The organism is Streptomyces sp. NPDC058284, from assembly GCF_042881135.1.
Lineage (GTDB): Bacteria > Actinomycetota > Actinomycetes > Streptomycetales > Streptomycetaceae > Streptomyces.
In genome coordinates, this window is the sequence record NZ_JBHVYE010000007.1 from 61,647 (window position 1) to 88,538 (window position 26,892).

Below are 26,892 nucleotides of genomic sequence, written 5' to 3' on the forward strand. Positions count from 1 at the left end.
TACACCAACCGCGCCCGCGCGCAGGCGAGTTGAAGGAGCGTACCCACGTGCTTGAGCTGACAATGGCCGCGGTGTCGGGGACGGGTACGGGCGCCGACGCGGGTGCCACCGCGGGCATGCTCATGGCCGAGGCGCCGAGCGAGCCGGGCGCCGTGCTGCGCGTGGGGCGCGACCGGAACGTGTGCCGCCTGGTCACGCCCGACGACTGGCTTTTCATTTCCCGTACGCATCTTGAGTTCCACTGCGGCCCTGACGGGGTCTGGTCCGTCAGCTGGTTGCGCGGCTCCCACCCCGACCCGGCCTCCGAGGTGCGGCTGGTGTCCGGGGGAGCGGTGCGGCCCCTCGCGTACGGAGGCGTCGCACCGCTCGCCCCGGGCGGCTCCGGCGAGGTCGTCATCCAGGACCGGTCGGGGCCTCGGAGCGTGAACGTCGGGTATTACGTGGAGAGTTGAGCGGGCCGGGGGCGGCGCGGGCCTGGACCGGAGGGCCGGGGCGGGGTTCGCTCAGGGCAGTACGCGGGCCAGCGCGAAACCGTCGTACCCCTTGACTCCCACCGTCTGCACGGCCGTGCCGCTCAACTTGGGGTGCTCCGCGATCAGTTCCAGTGCGGCCCGGGTGCCGCGCACGCCCGGGTCGGTGCTTGAGGCGTCGGCCACGGTGCCGCTCCGTACGACGTTGTCGAGGACGATGAGGCTGCCGGGGCGGGTGAGTTTCAGCGACCACTCCAGGTAGTGCCGGTTGTTGGCCTTGTCGGCGTCGATGAACACGAGGTCGAAGGGCTCGGGGTTCGTCGCGTGCTCGGCGCCCAGCTCCGCGAGCGAGTCGAGTGCGGGGCCGACGCGTACCTCGGTGATCTTGTCGAGCCCGGCGCGGGCGAGGTTGGCGCGGGCCACGCCGGCGTGCTCCGGGCTGTATTCGAGGGTGATGAGGCGGCCGTCGGCGGGCAGGGCCCTGGCCAGCCAGATGGTGCTGTAGCCGCCGAGGGTGCCGATCTCCAGGATGCGGCGGGCGCCCTGGAGTTGGGCGAGGAGGTGGAGCAGCTTGCCCTGGTTGGGGGCGACGTTGATCCGTGGCAGGCCGGCCGCGTCGCTGTCGCGCAGGGTGGCGGTCAGGGCGTCGTCGGCCGGGGCGAGGAGGTCGGTGAAGTAGGCGTCGACGGAGTTCCACTGCTGCTGGTTCATGCGGCTCGTCGTTCCCTTCGGCTGTCTAGTTAGTTTCGCTAAGGAGCGTAGCCGGGGGAGCGGGAGTTGTCAGTGGGGGCTCGCGTGTTGAGTGCTCTTGTGTTGAGGGCTCGCGTGTTGGGGGAGAGAGGTCGGTGGGGCGGGCCCCGGCGATTGCGGCCGGGCTCGGCGCGGCCGGCGAGTCAGCGAACTCCCCGCAGCGCCCTCGCCTCCTCCTCCGTCTCCACCGCCGGAGGCGACCCCGGCAGGGGCCTGCGGGCCGATTCCGTCAGGTACCAGACGGCGATTCCGCCCACTACGGCCGCCGCCATCATGTAGTACGCGGGCATCATCTTGTTGCCCGTCGCGCCGATCAGCGCCGTCACGATCAGCGGGGTCGTGCCGCCGAAGACCGAGACGGAGATGTTGAAGCCGATGGAGAGGGAGCCGTAGCGGATCTTCGTCGGGAAGAGGGCGGGGAGGGTCGACGGCATCGAGGCCGTGAAGCAGACCAGGAGCAGGCCCAGCGCGCCGAGGCCCAGCGCGATCGCCCACAGCGAGCCCTCGCGGATCAGGAGCATGGCGGGGACGGAGAGCAGGAGGAAGCCCGCGCAGCCCGCGGCGATCACGGGGCGGCGGCCCACCCGGTCGGTGAGCGCGCCCATGAACGGCTGGACGCACATCATCAGCGCCATGACGGCCAGGATGACCAGGAGTCCGTGCGTCTCGTCGTACTTCAGCTCGCTGGTCAGGTAGCTCGGCATGTACGACAGCAGCATGTAGTCCGTGACGTTGAAGACCAGGACCAGGCCCATGCAGAGGAGGAGCGCCTTCCACTGACCCGTGACCATGTCGCGCAGGCGTACCTTCGCGCGACTCTGCTCGTCCTTGTGGGCCTTCTCCAGCTCGGCCGCGAACGCCGGGGTCTCCTCCAGCTTCATCCGCAGGTAGAGACCGATCAGGCCCATCGGGCCCGCGATCAGGAACGGGACGCGCCAGCCCCAGGAGAGCAGGTCGTCCGTGGAGAGGAGGGCCGTCATCAAGGTGACCAGGCCCGCGCCGCCGATGTACCCGGCGAGCGTGCCGAACTCCAGCCAGCTGCCGAGGAACCCGCGCTTCTTGTCGGGGGCGTACTCGGCGATGAAGGTGGAGGCGCCCGCGTACTCGCCGCCGGTGGAGAAGCCCTGCACCAGGCGGGCGAGGAGGAGCAGGACGGGAGCCCAGACGCCGATGGCCGCGTACGACGGGATCAGGCCGATCGCGAACGTGCCCGCCGCCATCATGATCATGGTGAGCGCGAGGACCTTCTGGCGGCCGATGCGGTCGCCGAGCGGGCCGAAGACCATGCCGCCGAGCGGCCGGATCAGGAAGGCCGCGGCGAAGGCGCCGAAGGTCGAGAGCAGCTGGGCCGTCGGGTTGCCCGAGGGGAAGAAGACCTTGCCGAGCGTCACGGCGATGTAGCTGTAGACGCCGAAGTCGAACCACTCCATCGCGTTGCCGAGGGCGGCCGCCTTCACCGCCCGCTTGACCATCGCGGGGTCGGTGACGGTGACGTCCGGGCCTGTCGAGGGCAGGCGTCCCGCCGAAGGGCCGGTCCGGTGTCCTCCCGAGGGCTCGGGCTTGCGTAGTGCGACGGGGGTGGCGCTCACCAAGGGTTCGCTCGCCTGCTCTCGGTCGACGACAAGGGCAAGGCCGCCCGCGGTAGCCGGGCGGCCCGAAAAGCGACCATAGGTGCAAGAGGCATCATTACGTACGGTGTCCGATTGGCCGCACAGCGCGCGAAAACCGCTTCTGTCCAGGTCAAACGGTGTTTCCGCAGGCAGTGCGGATAAGGCGCGTTTGTGATCTATGTCGCTGCTCCGGCGCGGAACCGCACGGCGGGGGCGCAGGCGGCATCCTGGGTTCAGGGACCGGTGGCCACCGGTTCAGGCCTCCGCGGTCGCGGGTTCACGGAATCGGCGGTCGCGGACAGGTGGGAAGGTGGTTGCGTGCGTCTCACATCAGGGCGCGGCACTCACGGGCCTGGCGGAAGTCCCGGCCGTAACTCCCGGGCCGGGACGCCGGCCCCTCACAGACGGGACCGCAGACATGACGGACGGGACGGGAGGGCCGACGAGGCGTGGCGAACGTTGAGCACAGGGGAGCGGGCAGTGCCTTGGGAACAGGGCGGACAGGTGGACCCGAGGAGCGGATCGGAGCGGTCCGCGTCGGTCTCTGGCTGATCGCCGCCGTCCTGGCCGCCCGGCAGGTGGCCGACGTGCTGCGCACCCCCAAGGGCGAACGGTTCACCGACCTGGAGACGTGGATCGGGCCCGCGGGCGTCCTGCACGTCAACGGCTCCTTCTACGACGCGGACAAGTTCACCGGACCACCCTTCGCGGGCCTCGTCCTGAAACCGCTCGCACGCGCGGGTGAACAGGCTCTCGGCTGGGCCTGGACCTTCGGCACGCTCGGTCTCGTCGTCGTGCTCGGCCTGGTCGCGGCCCGCGCCCTGCCGCAGCCCGTCTCCCGGCGCACCTCCCTGCTCGCCGCCCCCGTCGCCATCAGCCTGCTCATCCTGTCGCTCCCGGTGCGCAACACCCTGCACCTCGGCCAGACCAGCATCCTGCCGGTGCTGCTCGTTCTGCTCGGCCTCTTCACCGTCCGCGGCCAGCGCGCGAGCGGCCTCCTGGTCGGCGTCGGCGCGGCCCTGCAGCCGACCATGCTGCTCTTCGCCGCGCTGCTCTGGTTCACCGGCCGCAAGAAGGCCGCCGCGTCCACCGGCGCGGCCTTCGCCGCCTGCACCGCGCTGACCTGGGCCGCGATGCCGCACGATTCGTCGACGTACTGGATACACCACCTCGCGGGCGCCGGGCTCGGCGCCAATCCGGACGCCAACGCCAACCAGTCGCTGCACGGCATGCTGCTCCGCTTCGGTCTGCGGGGCCCCCTGGAGACCGGGCTCTTCGTGACCCTGAGCCTGGCGCTCGTTTACGTCGGCCTGCGCCGCGCCGTGCGCTACGCCAAGGACGGGCAGCTGCTCCTGGCCGTCGCGATCACCGGCTGCGTCGTGGTCGCGGTGTCGCCGACCACCTGGCAGCACCAGCTCCTGTGGGTGCTCTTCGCGGTGGTCGGCCGGGCCGGCAAGCGCCAGTCCGACCGCTACATGTGGCCGGTCGCCGTCGTCCTCGTATCGACGCTGCCTGCCACGATGATGCTGCCCAACATGCCGGTCACCGAGCCGATCCGGGACAACGTCGTGCTCCTGGCGGCGCTCGCGGCGGCCGCCGTCGTGCCGTTCCTCTCCCGGGCCCACCCGCAATATCAGAAGCCCATCCCCACCGACTACGCCGCGCCCGTCCCGGCCCGCTGGAGCCGGGTGCCGCTGGTCCCGTTCTGGCGGCGGGTCGTCACCCGGCCGAACCTCCTGCTCGAACTGCTGCTCATCCGCGTCTGCTACTCCGCGTACCAGCAGGTCAGGCTCGCGGCGACGGGCGGCACGATCTCCGGGGGGCGGGCCACCGCCGAGCGGCACGGCGAGCAGGTCCACTCGATCGAGCAGTTCCTGCACATCGACCTGGAGCGCTGGTTCAACCATCTGACGGCGCGGACCGGCTGGATGGAGGACTTCTTCAACTTCTACTACACGTCGTTCCACTTCGTGGTGCCGCTGACCGTCCTCGGCGTCCTGTACGTCCGCAGGCCCGCCGACTACCGCTGGGCGCGCTCCGCGCTCGGCTTCGCGACGGTCCTCGCCCTCATCGGCTTCTGGGCCTACCCGCTCGCCCCGCCGCGCCTGATGCCGGGCCTCGGCTTCATCGACACGGTGCACGGCGTGCAGGACTTCACGCAGCCGGACTACGGCACGCTGACGAAGCTCACCAACCAGTACGCGGCGATGCCCTCGCTGCACTTCGGCTGGTCCCTCTGGTGCGGCCTGGTCATCGCGGTCATCGCGCCCAGGTGGTGGATGAAGGCGCTCGGCCTGATCCACCCCTTCTTCACCGTCTCGGCGATCGTCGGCACCGGCAACCACTGGGTGCTCGACGCGGTGGGCGGCGCGACCGTCGTGGGCGTCGGCTTCGGCCTGACCTATCTGCTGTCCGGGCCGCGGGTGAAAGGGCCCCGGGTGGAAGGGCCCCGGGTGAAGGGGCCCCGGGTGAAGGGGCCCCGGGTGACCGGGCCCGTGGCGCGGCAGCAGCTGATCAGCGGCAGTCCGCGGGACGACGCGGCGAAGGACGGTAGCCCGAGCTGATCTCGTAGGTGCCGGGCGCCGGCACCGAGAGGCGGGTGAACTCGCCCTGCCGTCGCAGGCAGGCACCCTCCGCCCGGAGCCACGGCGAGTACACCAGGCGCAGGGTCACCGAGCCCCGCCTGGGTACGCGCACCACCACGTTCGACCCGGTGGAGCGCACCACGGCGGCGGGCTTGGAGACCAGCGGCACCGGGTTCCTCACCCGGAAGATCCGCCAGTGCGCGTCGTTCCACACCGGCTCCAGCCACTTCGGCGCGCTCGTCACGAGCGCCGCCTCGTCCTCGGCGTAGCCGTCCGGCTTGCCCGAAGGCAGCACCACGTACCCGACGGCCCACTTGTCGAGCCACTTGCGGTAGCTGGCCGCCGAGAACGACCCGTCGTAGAAGAGCCGGCCGCGTTCGATGTCCAGCTGGCGGTTCCAGCCGCGCGCCATGTTCACGTACGGGGCGAGGGCGGTGGCCTCGCGGTGGTTGCGGGTCGGCACGACCTCGACGCGGGTGCGGTTGGCCTCCAGGCGCTCGAGCTCCCGCACCACGCCGTGGGTGTCGACCGCCCACTTCGGCACCTTCGTGGAGACCGCGAGGTCGTCGATCGTCTTCTGCGTCACCCAGGCGCAGGACAGCACGAGCGCCACCGTCAGCGCGATCCTGCGCGCCCGGCGCAGCCCAGGCACGAGCAGGGCGGCGAGCAGCAGCGCGGGGCCGACCAGCTCGGCGAGCCGTTCGACGTTGGTGCCGATGGGGGACGCGATGAGGTACGTGAGGACGGTCCCGGCCGCGTAGACGCCGGCGCCCCACCGCACCACCCGCCACTCGCGCGGCCCCGCAAGGATGAGGGCCAGGCTGAAGATCACGGGCGGGAAGATCCGGTCGAAGGGCATCAGGTGCTCGCCGGTGAAGGGGAAGAGCACCGTGGTCGCCGCCACGACCAGGAACGGCGGCAGGACCAGCGCCGCCGACCGCGCCCAGTCGCGTACGAAGAAGTAGCCCGCGCCCGCGACGACGAGGAAGAGCCCCGCGACCGGGGAGCCCATGGTGGCGAGCGCCGAGCACACCACCGCGATGCCCACGCGCCGCTGCCGCACCAGGGCCAGGCAGGCCGCGAGGGCGAAGGCGAGACCGAGGGCGAACGTCGTGCGCCCGGAGGCCACGTTGCACCAGATCGCGAGCGAGGCGAGCACCGCGGGCCACAGGGGCCTTCGGACGCCGCTGCGGTCGATCAGCGCGGCGACCAGCCAGGCGCCCGCGACACCGGAGAGCACCGTCACGGTCCGCACCCCGAGCGCGGCCATCAGGTAGGGCGAGATCAGGCTGTAGTTGGCGGTGTGCATGCCGCCGTACCAGAAGAGGTTGTACGCGGCCGTGCCGTGCTCGGAGGCGAACCGCGCCCACGCCTCCTGCGCCGCGAGGTCGCCGCCGCCCGTCGCGAGGAACACCGCCCAGACGGCGTACAGCGGAAGGGTGGGGAGGGTGGCGAGGAGCGGCACGCGGTGGCGCCGGCAGAAGGTCCGGAGCGGAGTATTCCGGCCGGTGGACGCGGTGCCGGGCGGGCTGAGCGATACGTCGGCAGAGACCACGGCCACCGTTTCCGTTCGAGTCCTGGGGAGGCAAGGTTCACTTCTCAGGACGCTTACCGCAACGGAAACGTTGGTTCAGTAAACATGATTGACCTGATAGGTCGCTTTGCTGAGCGGTATTGACTCGCGGGCTCTCCGGGGGAGGCAGGGGCGGGGCGTGCGGGAAAGGGCCCGCCCCTGCCTCCGTGGAGCCGGGTCGGCCGGGTCAGCCGGTGCTGACCTGGAGCTCCTTGACGCCGTTGAGCCAGGCGGAGCGGAGCCTGCGCGGGTCGCCGGTCAGGTGCAGGCCGGGCATGGCGTCGGCGATCGCGTTGAAGATGAGGTTGATCTCCAGGACCGCGAGGGACTTGCCGAGGCAGAAGTGCGGGCCGCCGCCGCCGAAGCCGAGGTGGGGGTTGGGATCACGGGTGATGTCGAACTTCTCCGGTGACGCGAACACGTCGGGGTCGTGGTTGGCCGAGGAGTAGAAGAGGCCGACCCGGTCGCCCTTCTTGATCTCCGCGCCGCCGAGCCCGGTGTCCTGGGTGGCGGTGCGCTGGAAGGAGACCACCGGCGTCGCCCAGCGCACGATCTCCTCCGCCGTCGTCGCGGGGCGCTCGCGCTTGTAGAGCTCCCACTGGTCCGGATGGGTGAGGAAGGCGTGCATGCCGTGAGTGATGGCGTTACGGGTCGTCTCGTTGCCGGCCACCGCGAGCAGGATCACGAAGAAGCCGAACTCGTCGCCGGAGAGGTTGCCCTCGTCCTCGGCCGCCACCAGTTGGCTGACGATGTCCTTGGCCGGGCACTCCTTGCGGGCCGCGGCGAGGTTCATCGCGTACGCGACGATCTCCATCGCCGCCTCGGCGCCGATCTCCTCGGTGATGGCGTACTCCGGGTCGTCGTACCCCGCCATCTTGTTGGACCAGTCGAAGATCCTGGTGCGGTCCGCCTGGGGTACGCCGATCAGTTCGGCGATGGCCTGGAGCGGGAGCTCGACGGCGACGTTGGTCACGAAGTCGAAGGAGCCGTCGGGGCCCGCGTTCGCGAGGGCCGCCTCGACGATGGAGCCGGCGCGGGCGCGCAGCGCGTCCTCCAGCGAGCGGATGGCGCGCGGCGTGAAGCCGCGCTGCACGATCTGGCGGACCCGGGTGTGCTCGGGCGGGTCCATGTTGAGCATGATCAGTTTCTGGACCTCGATCTGGTCGCGGCTGATCGTCTCGTTGAAACGGATGACGGCGGTGTTGAGGTTGGAGGAGAAGAGCTCCGGGTGCGTGGAGACGTACTTGACGTCATCGTGCCGCGTGACGGCCCAGTAGCCCGCGTCGTCGAAGCCGGATATCCGGGGTGGCTGGGCGATCCAGCGCACCGGTTCCGTCTGCCGCAGCTGTGCGAACTCCGGCAGGGGCACGCGGTCTTGGAGCAGGTCCGGGTCGGTGAAGTCGAACCCGTCGGGCAGCGCTGGACAGGGCATCGGCAACTCCCGTGCGTGGGCATGGTTCTGACGGTCCATCAGGGCAGCTCGCTCGCAAGGTAGTAACGGGTTCTACAAGAGGCAAGGGTCAGGGCGGGTCCGGTTGGCCGCGGGTCCCGCGCAAGATGCGTGCAAGACCCTTGCGGCGCCAGGGTTCCGCTCAGCAGACTGCTGTACGGAACTAGAACGCGTACTAGTTCTACTCGCGAGCCGCCGGGACGGCTCGCGGGACGTGGAGGGAGAGGACGAGCCCATGGCCGCGGAACCCGTCATCGTCGAAGCAGTACGCACGCCCATCGGCAAGCGCGGTGGCGCGCTGGCCAATCTCCACCCCGCCTACCTGCTCGGTGAGACCTACCGCGAACTCCTCGGCCGCACCGGCATCCACGCCGACTGCGTCGAGCAGATCGTGGGCGGCACGGTGACGCACGCCGGTGAGCAGTCCATGAACCCGGCACGCACGGCCTGGCTGACGATGGGGCTGCCGTACGAGACCGCGGCGACCACCGTGGACTGCCAGTGCGGTTCCTCGCAGCAGGCGAGCCACATGGTGGCCAACATGGTGGCGGCCGGTGTCATCGACGTCGGGATCAGCTGCGGCGTCGAGGCGATGTCGCGGGTGCCGCTCGGCTCCGGGTCCAAGCACGGCCCCGGCAAGCCCTTCCCCGACGAGTGGAACGTCGATCTGCCCAACCAGTTCGAGGCCGCCGAGCGCATCGCCCGCAACCGCGGCCTCACCCGCGAGAACGTGGACTCGCTCGGCCTCATCTCGCAGGAGCGGGCGGCCGTCGCCTGGGCCGAGGAGCGCTTCAAACGCGAGACGTTCGCCGTGCAGGTGCCGACCACGGAGGAGGAGCAGGCCGCGGGGCACGGCATGTGGCGGCTCGTCGACCGCGACGAGGGGCTGCGCGACACGACCATGGAGGCGCTCGGCGGCCTCAAGCCGGTCATGCCGACCGCGGTGCACACCGCGGGCAACTCCTCGCAGATATCCGACGGCGCGGCGGCGCTGATGTGGGCCTCCAAACGGATGGCGCGGGCGCTGAAGCTGAAGCCGAGGGCGCGGATCGTCGCCCAGGCGCTGGTCGGCGCCGACCCGCACTTCCACCTGGACGGGCCCATCGACGCGACGCGGGCGGTGCTCGGCAAGGCGGGGATGTCCCTGAAGGACATCGACATCGTGGAGATCAACGAGGCGTTCGCGTCGGTGGTGCTGAGCTGGGCGCAGGTCTTCGGGCAGGACCTGGAGAAGGTGAACGTGAACGGGGGCGCGATCGCGCTCGGGCATCCCGTGGGGGCGACGGGGGCACGGCTGATCGCGACGGCGCTGCACGAACTGGAGCGCAGGGACAAGGAGTTCGCGTTGGTGACGATGTGTGCGGGGGGTGCGGTGGCTGGCGCCACGATTTTGCAGCGGCTGTAGTACGTGGCTCGGTCTGTCGCCGGCTGCGCCGAGCTCGTCCTCAAGCGCCGGACGGGCTGGTGGTTGCGCCGGGCTTGTCGTCTCCCGCCGGACGGGCTGGTGGTTGCGCCGGGCTTGTCGTCCCCCGCCGGACGGGCTGGTAGTTGCGCCGTGCTCGCCCCCCGGCCGGACGGGCTGGAAGCGGTCAGGTGTCCGTAGGTACACCTCTCGGCGGGGGGATTCTCGGATGTCGTGCGGGCGGTGGTCTCCGTAGCGTCTTGCTTATGAACAACTCGACTCGCTCGCAAGCCCGTTCCGTACGTCGGGGCGCCGCCGCCCTCGCCGCCCTGATGCTCGCTGGACTCGTCGCCGCGCCCGCCGTGCAGGCGAGTGGCGACGCGGCCGGTACGCGGCATACCGGCCGGGGTGATCTCCTCAAGGTCGAGCCGGTGGCCGACCTGAGCCGTGCTGACGTCGTCCGTTTCCTGGAAGGGGAGAAGGTCGACGCGGGGATGGTGCGGTACGGGGTGGCGGCGTACCGCCTCACCTATCGCACGGTCGACGTGCAGGGCCGGCCCACCACGGCCACCGGGCTCTTCGCGCTGCCCAAGAGCTCCGCGGGCCGGGCCCTCGGCCTCGTCTCCGATGCTCACGGGACCATGGTCCACCGCGACTACGCGCCTTCCGTGGCCGACGACCTGGGGCCCGCCAGCCCGTACGTGCAGGCCGCCGCGGGCAAGGCCGTCGCCGCGCCGGACTACCTCGGGCTCGGCAAGGGGCCGGGGCTCCACCCGTACATGGACACACGCTCGGCCGTGACCGCGTCCGAGGACATGCTGCGGGCCTCGCGCACCGCGGCGGGGCGGAAGGGCAGGGCGCTCTCCGGCGATCTGTACATCACCGGCTTCTCGCAGGGCGGGCAGGTGGCGATGGCGCTGGCCAAGGAGCTGAAGGGCAAGCACTCCGGATTCAGGACGCGTGCCGTCGCCCCGGTCAGCGGCCCCTACGACCTCTCCGGCGAGGAGATGCCCGCCCTCTACGACGGCCGGGTCAACGGCACGAGCGGCGTCTTCTACCTCTCGTACTTCCTGGTGGCCCAGAACCGTCTGCACCCGGTCTACAAGAACCCCGCCGAGGCGTTCCGCGCCCCCTACGCTCCCCTGGTCGAGAAGCTCTTCGACGGCCGCCACCATGAGGAGGACGTCATCGGGGTGCTGCCCGGCTCCGTGCGGGAACTGCTCACGTCCGCCTTCTACGAGCGCCTGAAGCACCCGACGGGCGGCCTGGAGGAGGTGCTGAAGGCGAACGACGGCTCCTGCGACTGGAAGCCGGACGCCCCCGTGCGGCTCTACGCCTCGCACGGCGACACCGACGTGCCCATCGGGAACGCCCGCAGCTGCGCCGCGGACCTCGCCGCGCACGGCGTGCGGGCACCCGTCATGGACCAGGGCGGCGTGCCGCACATGGAGTCGGTCGCGAAGGCGGCGCCGAAGATCGCGCGGTGGTTCGCACAGGTGCGGTGAGCAGTGAGTGGAGAGCGGTGCGCGTCGCCTGTGGGTGTGCGTACCGCGCGTGGACGTACTGCCGTGGACGTGGGAGAGGCGGCAACCCTGCCCAGGGTTGCCGCCTCTCCCACGTGCTGCGGTGCCGTCAGGGCGCCGCGGCTCAGTACCAGCCGTTGGCCTGCCAGTGGTTCCAGGCGCCGACCGGGCTGCCGTAGCGCTCGTTCATGTACTTCAGACCCCACTCGATCTGGGTCTCGGGGTTGGTCTTCCAGTCGGCGCCCGCCGAGGCCATCTTCGAGCCGGGCAGGGCCTGGACCAGGCCGTAGGCGCCGGACGAGGAGTTGGTCGCGCTCGGGTTCCAGCCGCTCTCGTGCGTGACGATCTTGTCGAACGCGGCGAACTGCGCGGGGTCCGCGATCTTCTTCTTGGCGATCGCCTTGGCGGACGCGGGAGCGGCGGCCGGGGCGGCGGCCTTCGTGGTGGTCGGGGTGGCTGCCTGAGCCGGGGCCGCGGCGAAGACCATGCCGGAAGCGGCGGCGGCGACGAGGCCGCCGGTGATGGCCTTCTTGGGGGAAGCGATGCGGCGGATGAGCGAGGCGGACACAGAGGACCTTCCGGTGGGGGACGGGAGGTCGCGGCGCACGTCGTGCCACACGGAGGTGTGGGGGGCATGCGGCGGCGCCGAGATCCCGTGGGGTCGTCGGCGCCGTGCGACTCATCCACAGAAACAGCTGCTCCCGGGCCGACGCAATGCCCGTATTTACTAGTGGAAGTCGCATCCGCGCCAAACGTCCGTCCTGTGACGTGCCTCTCATTGCGCAGGTCAGGCCGCCTTTTGATGAGAGCGCGTCAATGTGCGGAGCTACGCCCTCACTTCGTAGAGGACGAAAGACCTGTGGGCCGGCTCACGCCGACGGGACCCCCGAGGTGACGGAGCGCGACAGGCCGCTACGGCTTCGGGGCCTCGAATGTGACGGGCGCCTCGAAAGCTGCCCTGCGCGTCGCCCGGCGCAGCGCCTTCAGGACGGCGGAGCCGAGCGCCAGGCTCAGCAGCACCGTGACGACGGCCCGCGGCAGGTCCCAGCCGAGCGAGGTGGCCAGGCAGTACGCGACGAAGCGGCCGAGGTTGTCGGGGAGCGGGTCGCCCGGCACGAAGGAGACTCCGGTGGCCAGGCCGCCGAGGTAGGGCCAGCCCTGGAGGTTCATCACCGTGCCGTACAAGACGGAGGCCACCGCCCCGTACGCCGCGAGCAGCCACAGTTCGCGCCGCCCGCGCAGGGTGTCGGGCCCCGGCAGCAGCCCCGCGCCCATGCAGACCCAGCCCATCGACAGCATCTGGAACGGCATCCACGGCCCGACACCGCCCGTCAGGAGCGCCGACGCGAACATCGACACCGCCCCGAGCACGAACCCGAAACCCGGCCCGAGCACCCGTCCGCTCAGCACCATCAGGAAGAACATCGGCTCGATGCCCGCCGTCCCCGCGCCGAGCGGGCGTAGCGCGGCACCGGCCGCGGCGAGGACCCCCAGCATCGCGATCGCCTTCGCGTCGAGGCCGACATCCGCGATGGTCGCCACCACCACGGCGAGCAGCAGCGGGAGCAGCGCCGCGAACAGCCAGGGCGCGTCCTGCGCGTGGACGCTGAGCCCGGACCCGTCGCCCGCGAGCAGCGGCCACCCGAAGGCGACCACGCCGACGGCGCTGACCAGTGCGAGCGCGGCGATCGAACGGCGGCCGAGACGGATCGGCCGGGCCTGGACCTGCGCCCCGGGAGCCCGGCCCCGGACCTTCGGCGCGGCCCTCACGACGGTCCCTCCCCGGCCGCGTCGAGGGCGTGGCGCACCTGGGCCACCGTCAGCCACTCCTGCGGCGCCAGGATCTTCGTGACCTGGGGCGCGAAGGACGGCGACGACACGACGATCTGCTCGGTCGGGCCGTCCGCGACGACCTCGCCGTCCGCGAGGATCACCACACGGTGGGCGATCTCGGCGGCCAGTTCCACGTCGTGGGTGGCGAGGACGAGCGCGTGCCCCTCGGCGGCGAGCCCCCGCAGGACCGTGACCAGGCGGGACTTGGCCGCGTAGTCGAGGCCGCGGGTCGGCTCGTCGAGGAGGAGCAGGGGCGGCCGGGCGGTCAGGACGACGGCCAGGGCGAGCGCGAGCCGCTGGCCCTCGGAGAGGTCCCTCGGGTGGGTGTCGTCCGTGATGCCGGGCAGCAACTCGCCGACCAGGGAGCGGCAGGTCCCGGCCGCCGCGTCCGCGTCCCGGTCGGCGGCAGCGCACTCGGCGGCCACGGTGTCCGCGTACAGCAGGTCGCGCGGTTCCTGGGGAACCAGGCCGACGTGCCGGATCAGCTGTCGCGGGGGCGTGCGGTGGGGGACCACGCCGCCGACGCGGACCGTGCCGGAAGTGGGTTCGAGCAGGCCGACGAGGGTGGACAGGAGGGTGGACTTGCCGGCGCCGTTACGGCCCATCAGGGCGACGGTCTCGCCGGGCACGACGGTGAGGCCGACGCGGCGCAGCGCCTCGACACGGCCACGGCGCACGGCGAGCCGGTCGACGGACGCGGCGGCGGTGGCGGTCGCGGTGGCCTCTTCGGGCGGGCGTTTCTGCGTGTCTTCCTTCGTACGTCCCTGTGTGCGTCCCTGCGCACGTTCCTTCGTACGTTCCTTGCGCAGCCGGGGCCAACGGCCGGGCGTGCGCTCCGGGGCCGGCCGGCCCTCCTGCCTCTCTCCGGGCGGCGGCCCGGCCTCGGCGAGCCGTTCGCGCAGCGCGCCCGCCCGGCGCCGCGCGCCCCGCACGGTCAGCGGCAGCGGCGACCAGCCCGCGAGGCGGCCGAGCGCGACCACCGGGGGGAAGACGGGGGAGCGGGCCATCAGCGAGGCCGGGTCGCCGAGCACGGGCGGCTCGCCCGGCGCGGCGAGCAGCAGCACCTGGTCCGCGTACTGCACGACCCGCTCCAGGCGGTGCTCGGCCATCAGGACCGTGGTGCCCAGGTCGTGGACGAGCCGCTGCAGCACGGCGAGGACCTCTTCGGCGGCGGCCGGGTCGAGCGCGGAGGTCGGCTCGTCGAGGACGAGGACCCGGGGGTGCGGGGTGAGGACGGAGCCGATGGCGACGCGCTGCTGCTGGCCGCCGGAGAGGGTGGCGATGGGACGGTCGCGCAGGTCGGCGAGGCCGAGGAGGTCAAGGGTCTCCTCGACCCGCCTGCGCATCACGTCGGGGGCGAGCCCGAGGGACTCCATGCCGTACGCCAGTTCGTCCTCGACCGTGTCCGTCACGAAGTGCGAGAGGGGGTCCTGGCCGACCGTGCCGACGACGTCGGCGAGTTCGCGCGGCTTGTGCGTGCGGGTGTCGCGGCCCGCCACGCTCACCCGGCCGCGCAGGGTGCCGCCGGTGAAGTGCGGCACGAGCCCGCTCACCGTGCCGAGCAGTGTCGACTTGCCGACTCCGCTCGGCCCGACGAGCAGCACGAGCTCGCCCTCGGGCACGGTGAGGTCGACCCCGCGGACGGTGGGCGCGCTCGCCCCGTCGTAGGTCACCGAGACGTCCTCGAAGCGGATCATGAGGGCTCCTCGGGGGTGGGGGGTCGGGCGTCGGTGTGGCGGGCGGGCGGTGTTCGCCAGGCCGCGGGCGAGGGGTTCGCGGTCGGCGCGTGCTCCGGCGGGGCGTGCTCCCGCGGGCCGACGGGGCCCGCTCCCGCCGCCCCGGCCTCCGTCCCGGTCGGCGCCGACATCGACACCGGCACCGGCGCCACCACCGCCGGCACCAGTGCGACCAGTACCGCCGCCGCGGGCCACAGCGGCAGGGTCGGTGCGACGAGCGGGACGACTCCGGGGTGCAGGGCCGCCGGGTCGTGCGACGTGGCCCAGAGCATCACGGCCGCGACCGCCACCCCGGACCCGGCGACCAGCCAGGCGCGCGCGCCCCACGGATCGGGGCGGTAGCGGGTGCGCACCGAGCAGCGGCCACCGAGGCGCAGGCCCCTGAGCGCGGCGAGCAGTCCGGCAAACAGGACGGTCAGGCCGTAGGCGGTGCCCTCCGCGGTGAGCAGTCCGTACGTTCCCACGCAGACGCCCATCAGGCCGCCGAGCGTCAGCGCGGCCGTGACCCTGCGCACCCCGGCGGGGACCGGGACCGTGCGCCCGAAGCCCCGCGCGTCCATCGCCGCGGCCAGCGCGACCGACCGTTCGAGGGCGCCCTCCAGGACCGGAAGCCCGACCTGGAGCAGCCCGCGCATTCCGCGGTCGGGGCGCCCGCGGAGCCGTCGGGCGGCCCGGAGCCGCTGCACGTCGGTGACGAGGTTCGGCGCGAAGGTCATCGCCACGACGACGGCGACCCCCACCTCGTACAGCGCGCCCGGCAGTGACTTGAGCAGCCGCGCTGGGCTGGCCAGCGCGTTGGCGGCGCCGACACAGATCAGCAGACCGGCCAGGCGGATGCCGTCGTAGAGCGCGAAGGCCAGGCCCTCGGCCGTGACCCGGCCGCCGATGCGCACGCCCTTGGCCCAGTCGGGCAGCGGCACCTCCGGCAGCGTGACGACGGTGTGCGTGCCGGGGATCGGCGAGCCGAGCACGACCGCGAAGAGCAGCCGGATCGCGATGACGATGAGCCCCAGCTTCACGAACGCGCCGTACGACTTCGCCCACGGCGCCGACGTCCGGCGCGCCGCCACCACATAGCCCGCGACGCCGATCAGCAGCCCGATCAGGAGCGGATTGGTGGTGCGGGACGCGGCGGTGCCGAGGCCGATGGCCCACACCCACCAGGCGCCCGGGTGCAGGGCGTTGCTCCGGTGCGCCTCGGGGGCGAGGCGGCGCCGCAGGGGGCCGGGCGCGCCGCTGCCGTGGTCCGTCATCGTGCTGTCCGTCGTCCGGCCGCGTCAGCCGCGGCGACGGCGGGCCTGCCAGACCGCGGCAGCGCCGAGCAGCGCGACGGCGGCGACCCCGGTGATCAGGCCGAGGGAGGGACCGCCGTCGTCCCCGTCCCCGTCCGGGGCCGCGGTCGTTTCCTGCCGGTCGCTGCCGTCTGCGGCGACCTGCTCGCCGCAGCCCGACTTCGGGTAGCCGTCGATGGCGCAGAGCAGTGCCTTGCTGTCGTAGCGCAGCGGTTCGGCGACCGAGGCGAGGGCCTCCGCGCTGGTGGCGTCGTCGGCGACGCTGGCGCAGGCGGTACGCGGCTTCGGCGGGCGCTCACCGCCGGGCGCGTCGCCCGCCGTGCCGAAGTCGACGACCAGCGCGACCCGCTTGTGCCCGTCCTCGGCCGGGGTGTCCGCGCAGATGTCCTCGAAGTCCGCTGCGCCGCGCGGCTTCGCCGCGTCCTTGGAGTCCTCGGAGACCGCGAAGCGGAAGCCCTGTACGTCACCGTCGTCGGGGCGCGCGGTGCCCGGGCCCTGGCTCGCGTACGTCCACTGCCCGCCGTCCCGCTCCCAGAACGACCAGTAGCGGTAGCCGGCGGCCTGGGCGGGCGCGGCCACGAGGACGCCGACGACGGCGGCGAGGAGCACCCCGAGCAGCAGCCGCCCACGGCCTGCCGTCACGGCTGCTTCTTCTTGCGGTTGCCGCTGTACAGGAAGCCGATGCCGATGCCGGCGACCATGCCGACGCCGACGATCCACCAGACGCTGACGCCGCCGTCGTCGTCCTTCTTCTCGTCCTTGTCCGACGCCGAGGCGTGGTCGGAGGCGGACTGCGGGGGCGGGCCCTGGGCGTTCAGCTGCTTGACGAGGTCGGCGCCGCCGAAGTCGCGCGGGTCCAGGCCCGCGGCGTTCGCGGCGAAGATCAGCTTCGCGTAGGCGGCGGGGCCCGACTGCTTCGCCCACTTCGCGGAGTTCTCCGTGAGCCACACCGCGGACTTCTTGGCCTGCTCCTGCTGTCCGGCGGCGGCGAGGGCGACCACGGCGTCGGCGGTGCCGCCGACGTCCGGCATGTCGCCGACGCCCGGCATCGACGACATCAGGTGGTCCTCGTTCTTGCCGAGGGTGTCGAGGAGGTAGCCGGTGCCGTTGCTCGCGGCCTGCGCCGTCGTGTCCGGCTTCGCGCACTTGGGGGCGCCGGACGTGGCCTTCTTCGCGGGCGCCACGACGAGGCCACGGCCGAGGCTGCCGAGCACACCGGCCGCGGTGGCGCCGGCGTTCGGCGAGACCTTGCCGGACTTGGCGTCGGCGAGGCCGAAGGCGCCGCCGTCCTTGCCGCAGTCCATGGCGAGCTTCGGCAGCGCGTCGTAGGGGGACTTCCCGCCCTGGGACTTGGCGGACGCGGGGTTCTCACCGGCGGCGACGAGCGCGCCGACGACGATCCCCGTGGAGTTCGCGTCGGAGGGGAAGCCGGGGTTGTAGCCCCAGCCGCCGTCCTTGTTCTGCACCGACTTCAGCCACTGGACGCTCTTCTTCACCGCCTTGTCCTGGCCGCCGAGCGCGGTGAGGGCCTGCACGGCGGCGGCGGTGGAGTTGCTGTCGACCGTGGTCTTGGAGTTGCACGGCGTGCTCGCGTCCGCGCGGTACGCCGCGAAGCCGCCGCTCGCGCACTGCTGCCCGGTCAGCCAGTCGACGGCCTTCGCGGCCGGCTCGATGTCCTGGGTGTGCTGGGCGAGCAGGGCGTACGACTGGCGGAAGACGCCGTCGAACTTGGGGTCCTGCTTGCCGTAGAGGCCCGAGGGGAGCGCGGTCGAGGGCGACGGGGAGCTGCTCTCCGCGAAGGCGGCCGGTGCCGCGGCCGAGCCGAACACGGCGACGGCGGCCAGGACCGCCGCACTGCGACGAACGTTCATGATGGGGCGGATGCCTCTCCCTGCGGGGAGCGGGGCGGCGCGGTCCGTGCGGGCAGCACGGCTTCCGGCGGCTCCGGCTCCGTATACCTCGACGGTGCCGCTCACCGGAGGGTCCGGTGAAGCGAGCCGGTCACGTTCCGCGCCGGGCATTCCGGCTCACCGACGCTGCGGTCGGATTACGGCTGCGGGTCAGCGCCGGATTCGCACCGGACTTTCCCCTGCTCGGACGTGAGGACGACGCACTCACTCTACCGGCCGGTCCGCGGGCCCCTCGGGTCACACCGCCACGAACGCGAGCGGATCGCTCCCTGCCACCGCCTCCGCGCGCCCCAGCTTCACCAGGCGGCGTACGTGGGCCTCCGCTTCGGAGACCGCGATGTTGCGCGAGCCGTAGGGGATCTCGGCCCAGGGCCTGTTCCACTCCATGCGGGTGGCGATCTGCCAGGGGGTGAGGGGCTCGGCGAGCAGGGTGAGCAGGCTCGTCAGGCGCTCCTCGTGGTGCGCGAGGAGTTCACGTACGCGGCCGGGGGCGTCGGTGAAGGCGTGCTGGTGGGCGGGGAGGACCTCGGCGGGGGCGAGGCGGCCGACCCGCTCCAGGGAGTCGAGGTAGTCGCCGAGGGGGTCGGTCACCGTGTCGTCGTCGGGGTCCTCGTACAGGCCGATGTGCGGCGTGATGCCGGGCAGCAGATGGTCCCCGGAGAAGAGCCGGCCGTGGCCGCGCAGGCCCGTCGGGTGGTCCTCCTCCAGGTGCAGGCAGACGTGGCCCGGCGTGTGTCCCGGGGTCCAGATCGCGCGTACCCGGCGGCCCGGCAGGGCGAGCAGCTCGCCCGGGGTGATGCCGAGGTCGGGCAGGGCGGGGGCGAGGCCGGGCAGTGCGCGGGGGTGGCCCTCGTCGCGGGCCCGCACCAGGGGGGCGACGTGGCCGGCCGGGGCGCCCGCGGCGGTGAGCTTCGCGGCCATGTAGGCGTACCAGCGCTCGGGCGGGTTGGCACGGGTGCGGCGCACCACGGAGGCGTCCGCCTCGTGCATCGCGATCCACGCGCCCGACGCCTCGCGGACCGCTTCGGACAGGCCGTGGTGGTCGGGGTGGTGGTGGGTGATGACGACGCCGTGCACGTCCTGGACCGCGGTGCCGCAGGCGACGAGCCCGGCGGCGAGGGTCTCCCAGGACGCCGGGTCGTCCCAGCCGGTGTCGACGAGGACGGGGCCCGCGTCGGTGTCCAGGAGGTGGACGAGGGTGAAGCCGAGGGGGTTGTCGGGGATCGGGACCTTGATGCTCCAGACGCCGCCGCCGTGCTCGATCACCGGTGGGCCGCTCGCCCGCGTGCCGCCGCTCACCCGCGTCATGGGCGCCTCGTCTCTGTCGCTGATGCCCGCCACTATAACTAGAACTAGTTCCAATAGTCGCCCAAGTCCACCTCTTAGCCGCCGGGTTGGCGCTCCCGCGAGCCTCCCGGGGTCTTCCGGAGCCTCCTGGGCTTCTGGCGCTTCTGGCGCTTTCGGGCGTGGACTCCTCCAACTAGAACTGGTATCAGTTCTGAAACATCAGTTCTGAAACGGTGTCAGGAAACGCCCCGCAGGGACCCGCAGGAGGCAGTCAGCCATGACCGAGCTCGTGGAACACGGACAGCTGTTCATCGGCGGGGAGTTGGTGGACCCGCTCGGCAAGGGTGTCATCGACGTCGTCTCCCCGCACACCGAAGAGGTCTTCGCCCGCGTGCCGCACGCGGCCCCCGCCGACGTGGACCGCGCCGTCGCCGGTGCCCGCAAGGCCTTCGAGCACGGCCCGTGGCCGCGGATGACGCCGGACGAGCGCATCGAGGTCATATCGAGGATCAAGGACGGCTTCGCGATACGCCACGAGGAGATCGCCCGCGTCATCAGCTCCGAGAACGGCACGCCCTACACGTCAAGCGTGATGGTGCAGGCCCTCTCCGCGATGATGGCGTGGGACGCGGCGATCACCGTCGCCCGCGACTTCCCCTACGAGGAGGAGCGGGACGGCGTCCTCGGCAAGCTGCTCGTGCGGCGCGAACCGGTCGGCGTCGTCGCGGCCGTCGTGCCGTGGAACGTCCCGCAGTTCACCGCCGCCGCCAAACTCGCCCCCGCCCTGCTCGCCGGCTGCCCGGTCGTCCTCAAGACCTCGCCGGAAGCGCCCCTCGACTCCTACATCCTCGCGGAGATCGCCGCCGAGGCGGGGCTGCCTGAAGGCGTGCTCTCGATCATCTGCGCCGACCGCGAGGTGAGCGAGTACCTCGTCGGGCACCCGGACGTCGACAAGGTCTCCTTCACCGGGTCCGTCGCCGCGGGCAAGCGCGTCATGGAGGTCGCCGCCCGCAACCTGACCCGCGTGACACTGGAGCTCGGCGGCAAGTCGGCCGCCGTCGTCCTCCCCGACGCCGACGCGGCGACCGCGGTCGCGGGCATCGCGCCGTTCGCCTGGATGATCAACGGCCAGGCGTGCGTGGCCCAGACCCGCATCCTCGTGCCGCGCACCCGCTACGACGAGTTCGCCGAGGCCTTCGCCGCCGCAGCCTGTGCGCTCAAGGTCGGCGACCCCCTCGACCCCGCCACCGAACTCGGCCCGCTCGTCGCCCGGCGGCAGCAGCAGCGCTCCCTCGACTACATCCGCATCGGCCAGGAGGAGGGCGCGAAGATCCTCGCGGGCGGCGGCCGGCCGGCCGGTATGGACCGGGGCTGGTACGTCGAGCCGACGCTCTTCGGCGACGTCGACAACTCGATGCGGATCGCCCGAGAGGAGATCTTCGGCCCCGTCATCTGCCTGCTGCCGTACGGCGAGGAGAGCGAGGCGGTGAAGATCGCCAACGACTCCGACTACGGGCTCAGCGGCAGTGTCTGGACCGGCGACGTCGAGCGGGGCATCGGCATCGCGCGGCAGGTGCGCACCGGAACGTACTCCGTGAACACCTTCAGCCTCGACATGCTCGGCCCCTTCGGCGGCTACAAGAACTCCGGCCTCGGGCGCGAGTTCGGACCCGAGGGGTACGGCGAGTTCTTCGAGCACAAGATGATCCACCTCCCGGCCGGCTACGAGGGGGCGGGTGCCTGATGGGGGACCGCTGGCACGTCGAGGTCGACCGGTCGGTCTGCATCGGCTCGGGCATGTGCGTACTCACCGCCCCCGGCGGCTTCGAGCTGGACACCGCACGCCAGTCGCACCCCACCGCCGCCGAGACCGACGCCAACGAGAAGGTCCTTGAGGCCGCGGAGGGCTGCCCGGTGGAGGCGATCACGATCGCGCTGGCCGACGGCGGGGAGATCGTGTTCCCGCCGGAGGAGTAGCACCGCGGCGTCGACGGGGTCACGCCCGCGCCAAGTTCACCTCGGTGGCGGCGCGGGCGTCGCCATATGTCCGGACCGTAGCTAGTCTGGACCGTCGAACATGAGCGAACGTGACTTTACGCATGCGTTCCGCACGGCCGATCGATGACACTCGTGACTGTTCCGCCCCTCGGAGCCCTGGAAATCTCAGTGCCACACCGAGCGGAGAGGGGACGCCATGGACAAGCGGTACGAGGTCTACTGTCTGGCCGACAGGCACTTCTACGAGACCCCGGACCGACTGACGTCCACGGCCACCAAGGGCTCCACCGAGTTCCCCGCGGCCCGCCGCCCCGTCCCCGAGGGCTGGCGCTCGGGCCGCGCGGGCGACTGGCTCTCCTTCGTCCCGCTGGACGAGGGCGGAGACCCGCTCCCCGCCCCCCAGCAGGGCTGGAAGATCCACGTCTCCGCCACCCTGGAGAACGCGGACCACGTCATATCGGCCGTGTGGGACCACTGCGTGCCCCGCCGGATCCCCTTCAAGTTCGTGCCGGGCAAACACCTGCTGCACCTGCGCAACAGCAAGTACGCGGGCCGGGACCACAGCGGCAAGGCCGTCACCGTCTACCCGGCCGACGAAGCCCAACTGCACGACATCCTGAACCGGTTGGGCGACCGGCTCGACGGGACCGAAGGCCCGTACATCCTCACGGACCTGCGCTGGCGCGAGGGGCCGCTGTACGTCAGGTACGGAGCGTTCACCCGCCGCATGTGCGACAACGGCAGGGGCACGCTGGTGCCCGCCATCGAGGACGGCGAGGGGCGGCTGGTCCCCGACCCGCGCGACCCCGCCTTCAAGGTCCCCGCGTGGGTGACGCTGCCCGCCTTCCTCGAACCGGCGCTCAAGGCCCGCAACACCTCCACCGTCGCCGACCTGCCGTACCGCATCGAGAAGGCCCTGCACTTCTCCAACGGCGGCGGAGTCTACGCGGGCACCGACACCCGCGACGGCAGCAAGGTCGTCCTCAAGGAGGGCCGCCCGCACGCCGGCCTCGCCGCCGACGGCGCCGACGCCGTGGCCCGCCTCGAACGCGAGAAGGACGCCCTGGAGAAGCTCTCCGGACTCGGCGTCGCCCCCGAGGTGCGCGACTGGTTCCTCCTCGACGGCCACCGCTTCCTCGTCATGGACTTCCTCGAAGGGTCCACCCTCAACTCGTTCTTCGCCCACCGGCACCCGCTGTGCGTCAGCGAACCGGACCCCGCCGACATATCCGCGTACACGGCCTGGGCGCTGCGCATGTACCACGCCGTCGAGGAAGCCGTCACCGCCGTGCACGGACGCGGCGTCGTCTTCAACGACCTGCACCTCTTCAACATCATGGTCGCGCCCGACGAACAGTCCGTCTTCCTCCTCGACTTCGAGGCGGCGGGCACCGTGGGCGACGCGGGGCGCCAGATCGTCGCCCACCCCGGCTTCGTCGCACCACCGGACCGCACCGGCACCGACGTCGACCGCTACGCCCTCGCCTGCCTGCGGCTCGCACTCTTCCTGCCCATCACCTCGCTGCTCTCCATCGACCGCGGCAAGGCGGCCCACTTCGCCGAGGTGATAGCGGCCGAATTCCCCGACATACCGGAGGAGTTTCTCGCCGAGGCCGTCGCCGAGATCCAGCGCGACGGGCAGCACGCCACCGACGGCAACGAGCCGGCGCCGGTCCGCGCCGCGGGAGACCTCAAGGCCCCGGAGGGGGGCGCCCTGGAGGGGGGCCGGACCGGCGCCACCCGCCACGCGGCACGAGCCGCCGCACCACTGGTCGACCCGGCCGACTGGCCGTACAGCCGGGACTCGATGGTCAAGGCCGTCCTCGCCTCCGCGACGCCGGACCGCGACGACCGGCTCTTCCCCGGCGACATCGCGCAGTTCACCGAGGGCGGCGGGCTCAACGTCGCGCACGGTGCGGCCGGTGTGCTGCTCGCCCTCGCCGAGAGCGGCGCCGAACGCTACGAGGAGGGCGAGCGCTGGCTCCTGAAGCACACCGCGCCCACCCCGGCAGGCACCCCGCTCGGATACCACGACGGCCTCGCCGGCATCGCCCACGTGCTCGACCGCCTCGGCCACCGCACCCGCGCCCTCGACCTCATGGAACTCGTACTGCGGGAGAACTGGCAGCGGCTCCCCTCCGACCTGTACGGCGGCCTCGCCGGTCTCGGCCTCGCCCTCGACGCCCTCGCGCACAGCACCGGCGAGAGTGCCCTGGCCCGCCACGCGGAGCGGGCGGCGGAGGTCCTCGCCGAGCGCCTCACCGCGGAGTCCGCGGAGCAGGCCCCGAAGACCGGGCGGCGCCGGGCCGGACTGCTGCGCGGCGCGAGCGGACCCGCACTGCTCTTCCTGCGCCTGTACGAGCGCGGCGGCGACCGAGCCCTCCTCGACCTGGCGGCCCGCGCCCTGCGCACGGACCTCGCCCAGTGCGTGACCCAGCCGCGGGACGGCGGTCTCGCCGTCAACGAGGGCTGGCGCACCATGCCCTACCTCGGTGAGGGCAGCGTCGGCATCGGCATGGTCCTCGACGACTACCTCGCGCACCGCGCCGACCCCGACTTCGAGACGGCACGGCCCGCCATCCTCGCCTCCGCGCGCTCCCGCTTCTGCGTACAGCCGGGCCTCTTCCAGGGCCGGGCCGGACTGCTGCTGCACGTCAACCGCAGCACGACGCCGGGCATCACGCCCAAGGACGTCACCGCGCAGATCGAGGAACTCGGCTGGTTCGCCATGTCGTACGCGGGCCAGCTCGCCTTTCCCGGCGACCAGATGCTGCGCCTGTCCATGGACCTCCACACCGGTACGGCCGGCTGCCTTCTGGCACTCGCCGGCGCGCTCGGCGACGGCGGCGGGGCACAGCTGCCCTTCCTGCCGCCGCTGCGGCGCCCACAGACGCGGTTCCGCGACTCCGCGGGATCGTGACAACACCCAACAGGGATGGCAACACCCCCAAAAGAGAGGGAATTCTCATGGCGCTTCTCGACCTGCAGAGCATGGAGTCCGACGAGCTGACCGGTGGCGGCGGTGGCGGTGGCGGAAGCCAGGCCAGCCTGCTGCTCTGCTGGAGCACCGCAAGTGTTCTGCTCTGTCTCTGATGTCTGACCGCATCTGAGTGGTAAGGCACTGAGGGCCTGGCCGGCACCCGCGAGGGGGTCGTCCGGGCCCTCAGTGCCACCACCGCCGGGCAGGCGTGACTTTGCGGACCCGGCCCAGGGCCGCGAGGCCCGGGCCCCGACGAGGCGACGGAGACCCGCACCGCATGGCGACGACGACCCCCCGCCCACGACAACCGGACGCCGACACGCGCCTGTTGGCCTCGGCGACCCGCTACAGCACGGCCCGCTGCGCGATCCTCGCCCTGTGCGCCGTCGCGGGCTCGGCCGCGACCCTGGGCCTGCCGTTCGCGATCGGCCACGCCCTCGACGCGGTCCTGACCGGCCACCTGAGCGGCCGTGACGACCCCGACGCCACCCGCTGGGTCCTCCTGTGCGCGGCCCTGGTCGGCGCGAGCGCCCTCCTCGACGCCGTCGAAGGCGCCCTCACCGGCACCACCAACGCCCGCACCACCGCCTGGCTGCGCGGGCGCGTCGTACGCCACGTGCTCGCCGTCGGACCCCGCACCACCGCGCGCTTCGCCCCCGGCGACCTGGTGGCCCGCCTCATCGACAACGCGGCGCACGCGGGCGTCGCGCCCGCCACCCTTGCCGCCGTCCTCGCCGCCCTGGTCACCCCCGTCGGCGCGGTGATCGCCCTCGCCCTCGTCGACGGCCTGCTCGCCGTCGTCTTCGTCGTCGGAGCACCCGTCCTCTTCCTGCTGCTCCGGGCGTTCGTACGGGTCTCCTCCGACTGCGTGGCCCGCTACCAGCAGGTCCAGGGGGACATCGCGGGACGGCTCGGCGAGGCCATCGGCGGGGCGCGGACCATCGCGGCGGCGCACACCGAGGACAAGGAGGCGGCGCGCGTCCTGCGGCCACTGCCCGACCTCAGCCGCCACGGCCACCGGATGTGGCGGGTCCAGGGCCGCTCCCAGGCGCAGGCCGTCGCCGTCGCCCCGCTCCTGCAGATCGCGGTCGCCGCGGTGGCGGGCCACCTGGTGCTCCACCACCGCATCAGCGTCGGCGACCTCCTCGCCGCCTCCCGGTACGCGGTGCTCGCCACCGGCGTCGGCATGCTCGTCGGACAGCTCGGCGCCCTGGTCCGCGCGAGGGCCGCCGCCCGCCGCCTGAGCGAGGTCCTCGCCGAGCCCGGGACCGCCTACGGCCACGAGCGACTGCCCGCCGGGGGAGGCCTCCTCGAACTGCGCGGCGTCAGGGCGACACGCGGCGGGCGCGCCGTGCTCGACGGCGTCGACCTGACCGTGCCCGCGGGCGGCACGGTCGCCGTCGTGGGCCGCTCCGGCGCGGGCAAATCACTGCTCGCCTCCCTCGCGGGGCGCCTCGCCGACCCCGACGAGGGAGTCGTACGCCTCGACGGCGTCCCGCTGCACTCGCTCGGCCGCGAGGAGCTGCGCCGCGAGATCGGGTACGCCTTCGAGCGGCCCGCGCTGCTCGGCGAGACCCTGCGGGACACGATCGGCTTCGGCGCCCCGCGCCCGGCACCCGACCGCATCCGCGACGCCGCCCGCGCCGCCCGCGCCGACACCTTCGTCACCCGGCTCCCCGACGGCTACGACACCCGCTGCGCCGACGCGCCCCTCTCCGGCGGCGAGGCCCAACGCCTCGGCCTGGCACGGGCGTTCGCGCGCGGCGGGCGGCTCCTGATCCTCGACGACGCGATGTCGAGCCTGGACACGGTGACCGAGCACCACATCGCCGAGGCCCTGCTCCGCCACACCCCGCACCGCAGCCGCCTGATCATCGCCCACCGCGCGGCGACGGCGGCCCGCGCGGACGCGGTGGCCTGGCTGCACGAGGGCCGGATCCGGGCGGTGGGCACCCATGCGGAACTGTGGGAACGCCCGGAGTACCGGGAGGTGTTCGGCGCGTGAGGCAGACCTCCGGGCGAGGCCCGTACCGTCCCTCGGGGCGGGGCCCGTACCGTCGCGGTCTCCGGTTCCTGTGGCGCAGGTGGCCGGTGGTGCTGCGGCTCGCCGTCTGGTCCGTCCTCGAAACCGGCCAGACCTTCCTCACCGGGTACGCCCTCGCGCACGCCCTGGACGACGGCTTCCTCGACGGGCACGAGGCGGTCGGCCTCGGCTGGCTGGGCGCCGCCGCGCTCGGCGTGGTGATCGCCGCGTACGGCACCGGGCAGGTCTACCGGGCGGTCGCCGACCTGGTGGAGCCCCTGCGGGACACACTGGTGCGGCAGGTCGTCGGCCGTGGCCTGCGGGAGGCGGACGGCGCCGCCGTGTCCCGGCTCACCCAGCAGGTGGAGATCGCCAGGGACACCTTCGCGGGCCTGGTGATGGTCTCCCGCTCGTTCGTCTTCACGGCGGCAGGCGCGCTGGTCGGCCTCTTCTCGCTCGACCCGCTCCTC

General features: G+C 72.5%; 20 protein-coding genes and 1 riboswitch. Of the genes, 9 read left to right on the plus strand and 11 right to left on the minus strand.

The annotated features are described in order from the left end of the window. Window positions 1-47: 47 nt before the first annotated feature. A complete protein-coding gene (locus ACFVYR_RS12490; protein ID WP_384259547.1) occupies window positions 48-452 on the plus strand; it encodes a hypothetical protein in 405 nt (134 codons plus the stop codon). Between the two features lie 51 nt (window positions 453-503). Here ACFVYR_RS12490 and ACFVYR_RS12495 read toward each other — a convergent pair whose 3' ends face one another. Beyond that, window positions 504-1,181, minus strand: coding sequence for an O-methyltransferase (locus tag ACFVYR_RS12495; RefSeq protein ID WP_384259545.1), 678 nt, complete (start codon window positions 1,179-1,181; stop codon window positions 504-506). 182 nt (window positions 1,182-1,363) lie between these two features. After that, window positions 1,364-2,734, minus strand: a complete 1,371-nt coding sequence (proP, locus tag ACFVYR_RS12500; RefSeq protein WP_384259691.1) for a glycine betaine/L-proline transporter ProP — start codon at window positions 2,732-2,734, stop codon at window positions 1,364-1,366. Between the two features lie 581 nt (window positions 2,735-3,315). On the opposite strand from proP, the gene ACFVYR_RS12505 reads away from it, so the two are divergent. Continuing rightward, complete coding sequence (locus ACFVYR_RS12505) at window positions 3,316-5,394, plus strand: bifunctional glycosyltransferase 87/phosphatase PAP2 family protein (protein ID WP_384259542.1); 2,079 nt, start codon at window positions 3,316-3,318, stop codon at window positions 5,392-5,394. On the opposite strand, the gene ACFVYR_RS12510 is transcribed toward ACFVYR_RS12505, so the two are convergent. Then, window positions 5,345-6,976: a hypothetical protein gene (locus tag ACFVYR_RS12510; RefSeq protein ID WP_384259540.1), complete on the minus strand. Its 1,632-nt coding sequence runs from the start codon at window positions 6,974-6,976 to the stop codon at window positions 5,345-5,347. The two genes, ACFVYR_RS12505 and ACFVYR_RS12510, sit on opposite strands and share 50 nt — an antisense overlap. Window positions 6,977-7,175: 199 nt before the next feature. Then, complete coding sequence (locus ACFVYR_RS12515) at window positions 7,176-8,420, minus strand: cytochrome P450 (protein WP_384259537.1); 1,245 nt, start codon at window positions 8,418-8,420, stop codon at window positions 7,176-7,178. Between the two features lie 253 nt (window positions 8,421-8,673). Here ACFVYR_RS12515 and ACFVYR_RS12520 point away from each other — a divergent pair, with 253 nt between their 5' ends. Further along, window positions 8,674-9,843: a steroid 3-ketoacyl-CoA thiolase gene (locus ACFVYR_RS12520; protein ID WP_384259535.1), complete on the plus strand. Its 1,170-nt coding sequence runs from the start codon at window positions 8,674-8,676 to the stop codon at window positions 9,841-9,843. Between the two features lie 263 nt (window positions 9,844-10,106). Beyond that, entirely contained in the window at window positions 10,107-11,345 is a 1,239-nt protein-coding gene (locus ACFVYR_RS12525; protein ID WP_384259532.1) for an alpha/beta hydrolase, read from the plus strand. Between the two features lie 142 nt (window positions 11,346-11,487). On the opposite strand, the gene ACFVYR_RS12530 is transcribed toward ACFVYR_RS12525, so the two are convergent. The 7 genes from ACFVYR_RS12530 to ACFVYR_RS12560 form a co-directional block, all read right to left on the minus strand. Continuing rightward, window positions 11,488-11,931 carry a transglycosylase SLT domain-containing protein gene (locus ACFVYR_RS12530; RefSeq protein ID WP_384256809.1) on the minus strand — a complete coding sequence of 148 codons (444 nt, stop codon included), beginning with the start codon at window positions 11,929-11,931 and terminating at the stop codon, window positions 11,488-11,490. A 344-nt stretch (window positions 11,932-12,275) separates the two neighbouring features. Next, window positions 12,276-13,133, minus strand: a complete 858-nt coding sequence (locus tag ACFVYR_RS12535; protein WP_384256807.1) for an ECF transporter S component — start codon at window positions 13,131-13,133, stop codon at window positions 12,276-12,278. Next, entirely contained in the window at window positions 13,130-14,893 is a 1,764-nt protein-coding gene (locus ACFVYR_RS12540; RefSeq protein ID WP_384256804.1) for an ABC transporter ATP-binding protein, read from the minus strand. The genes ACFVYR_RS12535 and ACFVYR_RS12540 overlap by 4 nt, the downstream gene beginning before the upstream one ends. After that, the gene (locus ACFVYR_RS12545; RefSeq protein WP_384256802.1) at window positions 14,890-16,185 is read right to left on the minus strand and encodes an energy-coupling factor transporter transmembrane component T; all 1,296 of its coding nucleotides are present in this window, start codon (window positions 16,183-16,185) and stop codon (window positions 14,890-14,892) included. The genes ACFVYR_RS12540 and ACFVYR_RS12545 overlap by 4 nt, the downstream gene beginning before the upstream one ends. Window positions 16,186-16,209: 24 nt before the next feature. Further along, window positions 16,210-16,866, minus strand: coding sequence for an SCO2322 family protein (locus tag ACFVYR_RS12550; protein WP_384256799.1), 657 nt, complete (start codon window positions 16,864-16,866; stop codon window positions 16,210-16,212). Beyond that, entirely contained in the window at window positions 16,863-18,095 is a 1,233-nt protein-coding gene (locus ACFVYR_RS12555; RefSeq protein WP_384256797.1) for a prenyltransferase/squalene oxidase repeat-containing protein, read from the minus strand. The genes ACFVYR_RS12550 and ACFVYR_RS12555 overlap by 4 nt, the downstream gene beginning before the upstream one ends. Before the next feature lie 123 nt (window positions 18,096-18,218). Beyond that, a riboswitch (cobalamin riboswitch) is annotated at window positions 18,219-18,352 on the minus strand. 19 nt (window positions 18,353-18,371) lie between these two features. After that, on the minus strand, window positions 18,372-19,442 hold the full coding sequence (locus tag ACFVYR_RS12560; protein ID WP_384256795.1) for an MBL fold metallo-hydrolase: 1,071 nt from the start codon (window positions 19,440-19,442) through the stop codon (window positions 18,372-18,374). A 256-nt stretch (window positions 19,443-19,698) separates the two neighbouring features. Here ACFVYR_RS12560 and ACFVYR_RS12565 point away from each other — a divergent pair, with 256 nt between their 5' ends. The 5 genes from ACFVYR_RS12565 (at window position 19,699) to ACFVYR_RS12585 (ending at window position 26,404) form a co-directional block, all read left to right on the plus strand. Next, entirely contained in the window at window positions 19,699-21,165 is a 1,467-nt protein-coding gene (locus tag ACFVYR_RS12565; RefSeq protein ID WP_384256793.1) for an aldehyde dehydrogenase, read from the plus strand. Further along, window positions 21,165-21,398 (plus strand): ferredoxin, encoded by a 234-nt coding sequence (locus ACFVYR_RS12570; protein ID WP_384256791.1) that lies wholly within the window; start codon window positions 21,165-21,167, stop codon window positions 21,396-21,398. The genes ACFVYR_RS12565 and ACFVYR_RS12570 overlap by 1 nt, the downstream gene beginning before the upstream one ends. Window positions 21,399-21,615: 217 nt before the next feature. After that, window positions 21,616-24,339 carry a class III lanthionine synthetase LanKC gene (lanKC, locus tag ACFVYR_RS12575; RefSeq protein ID WP_384256789.1) on the plus strand — a complete coding sequence of 908 codons (2,724 nt, stop codon included), beginning with the start codon at window positions 21,616-21,618 and terminating at the stop codon, window positions 24,337-24,339. 47 nt (window positions 24,340-24,386) lie between these two features. Continuing rightward, window positions 24,387-24,512 (plus strand): SapB/AmfS family lanthipeptide, encoded by a 126-nt coding sequence (locus tag ACFVYR_RS12580; RefSeq protein WP_384256787.1) that lies wholly within the window; start codon window positions 24,387-24,389, stop codon window positions 24,510-24,512. A 164-nt stretch (window positions 24,513-24,676) separates the two neighbouring features. Continuing rightward, window positions 24,677-26,404 (plus strand): ABC transporter ATP-binding protein, encoded by a 1,728-nt coding sequence (locus ACFVYR_RS12585; RefSeq protein WP_384256785.1) that lies wholly within the window; start codon window positions 24,677-24,679, stop codon window positions 26,402-26,404. Window positions 26,405-26,892 lie beyond the last annotated feature (488 nt).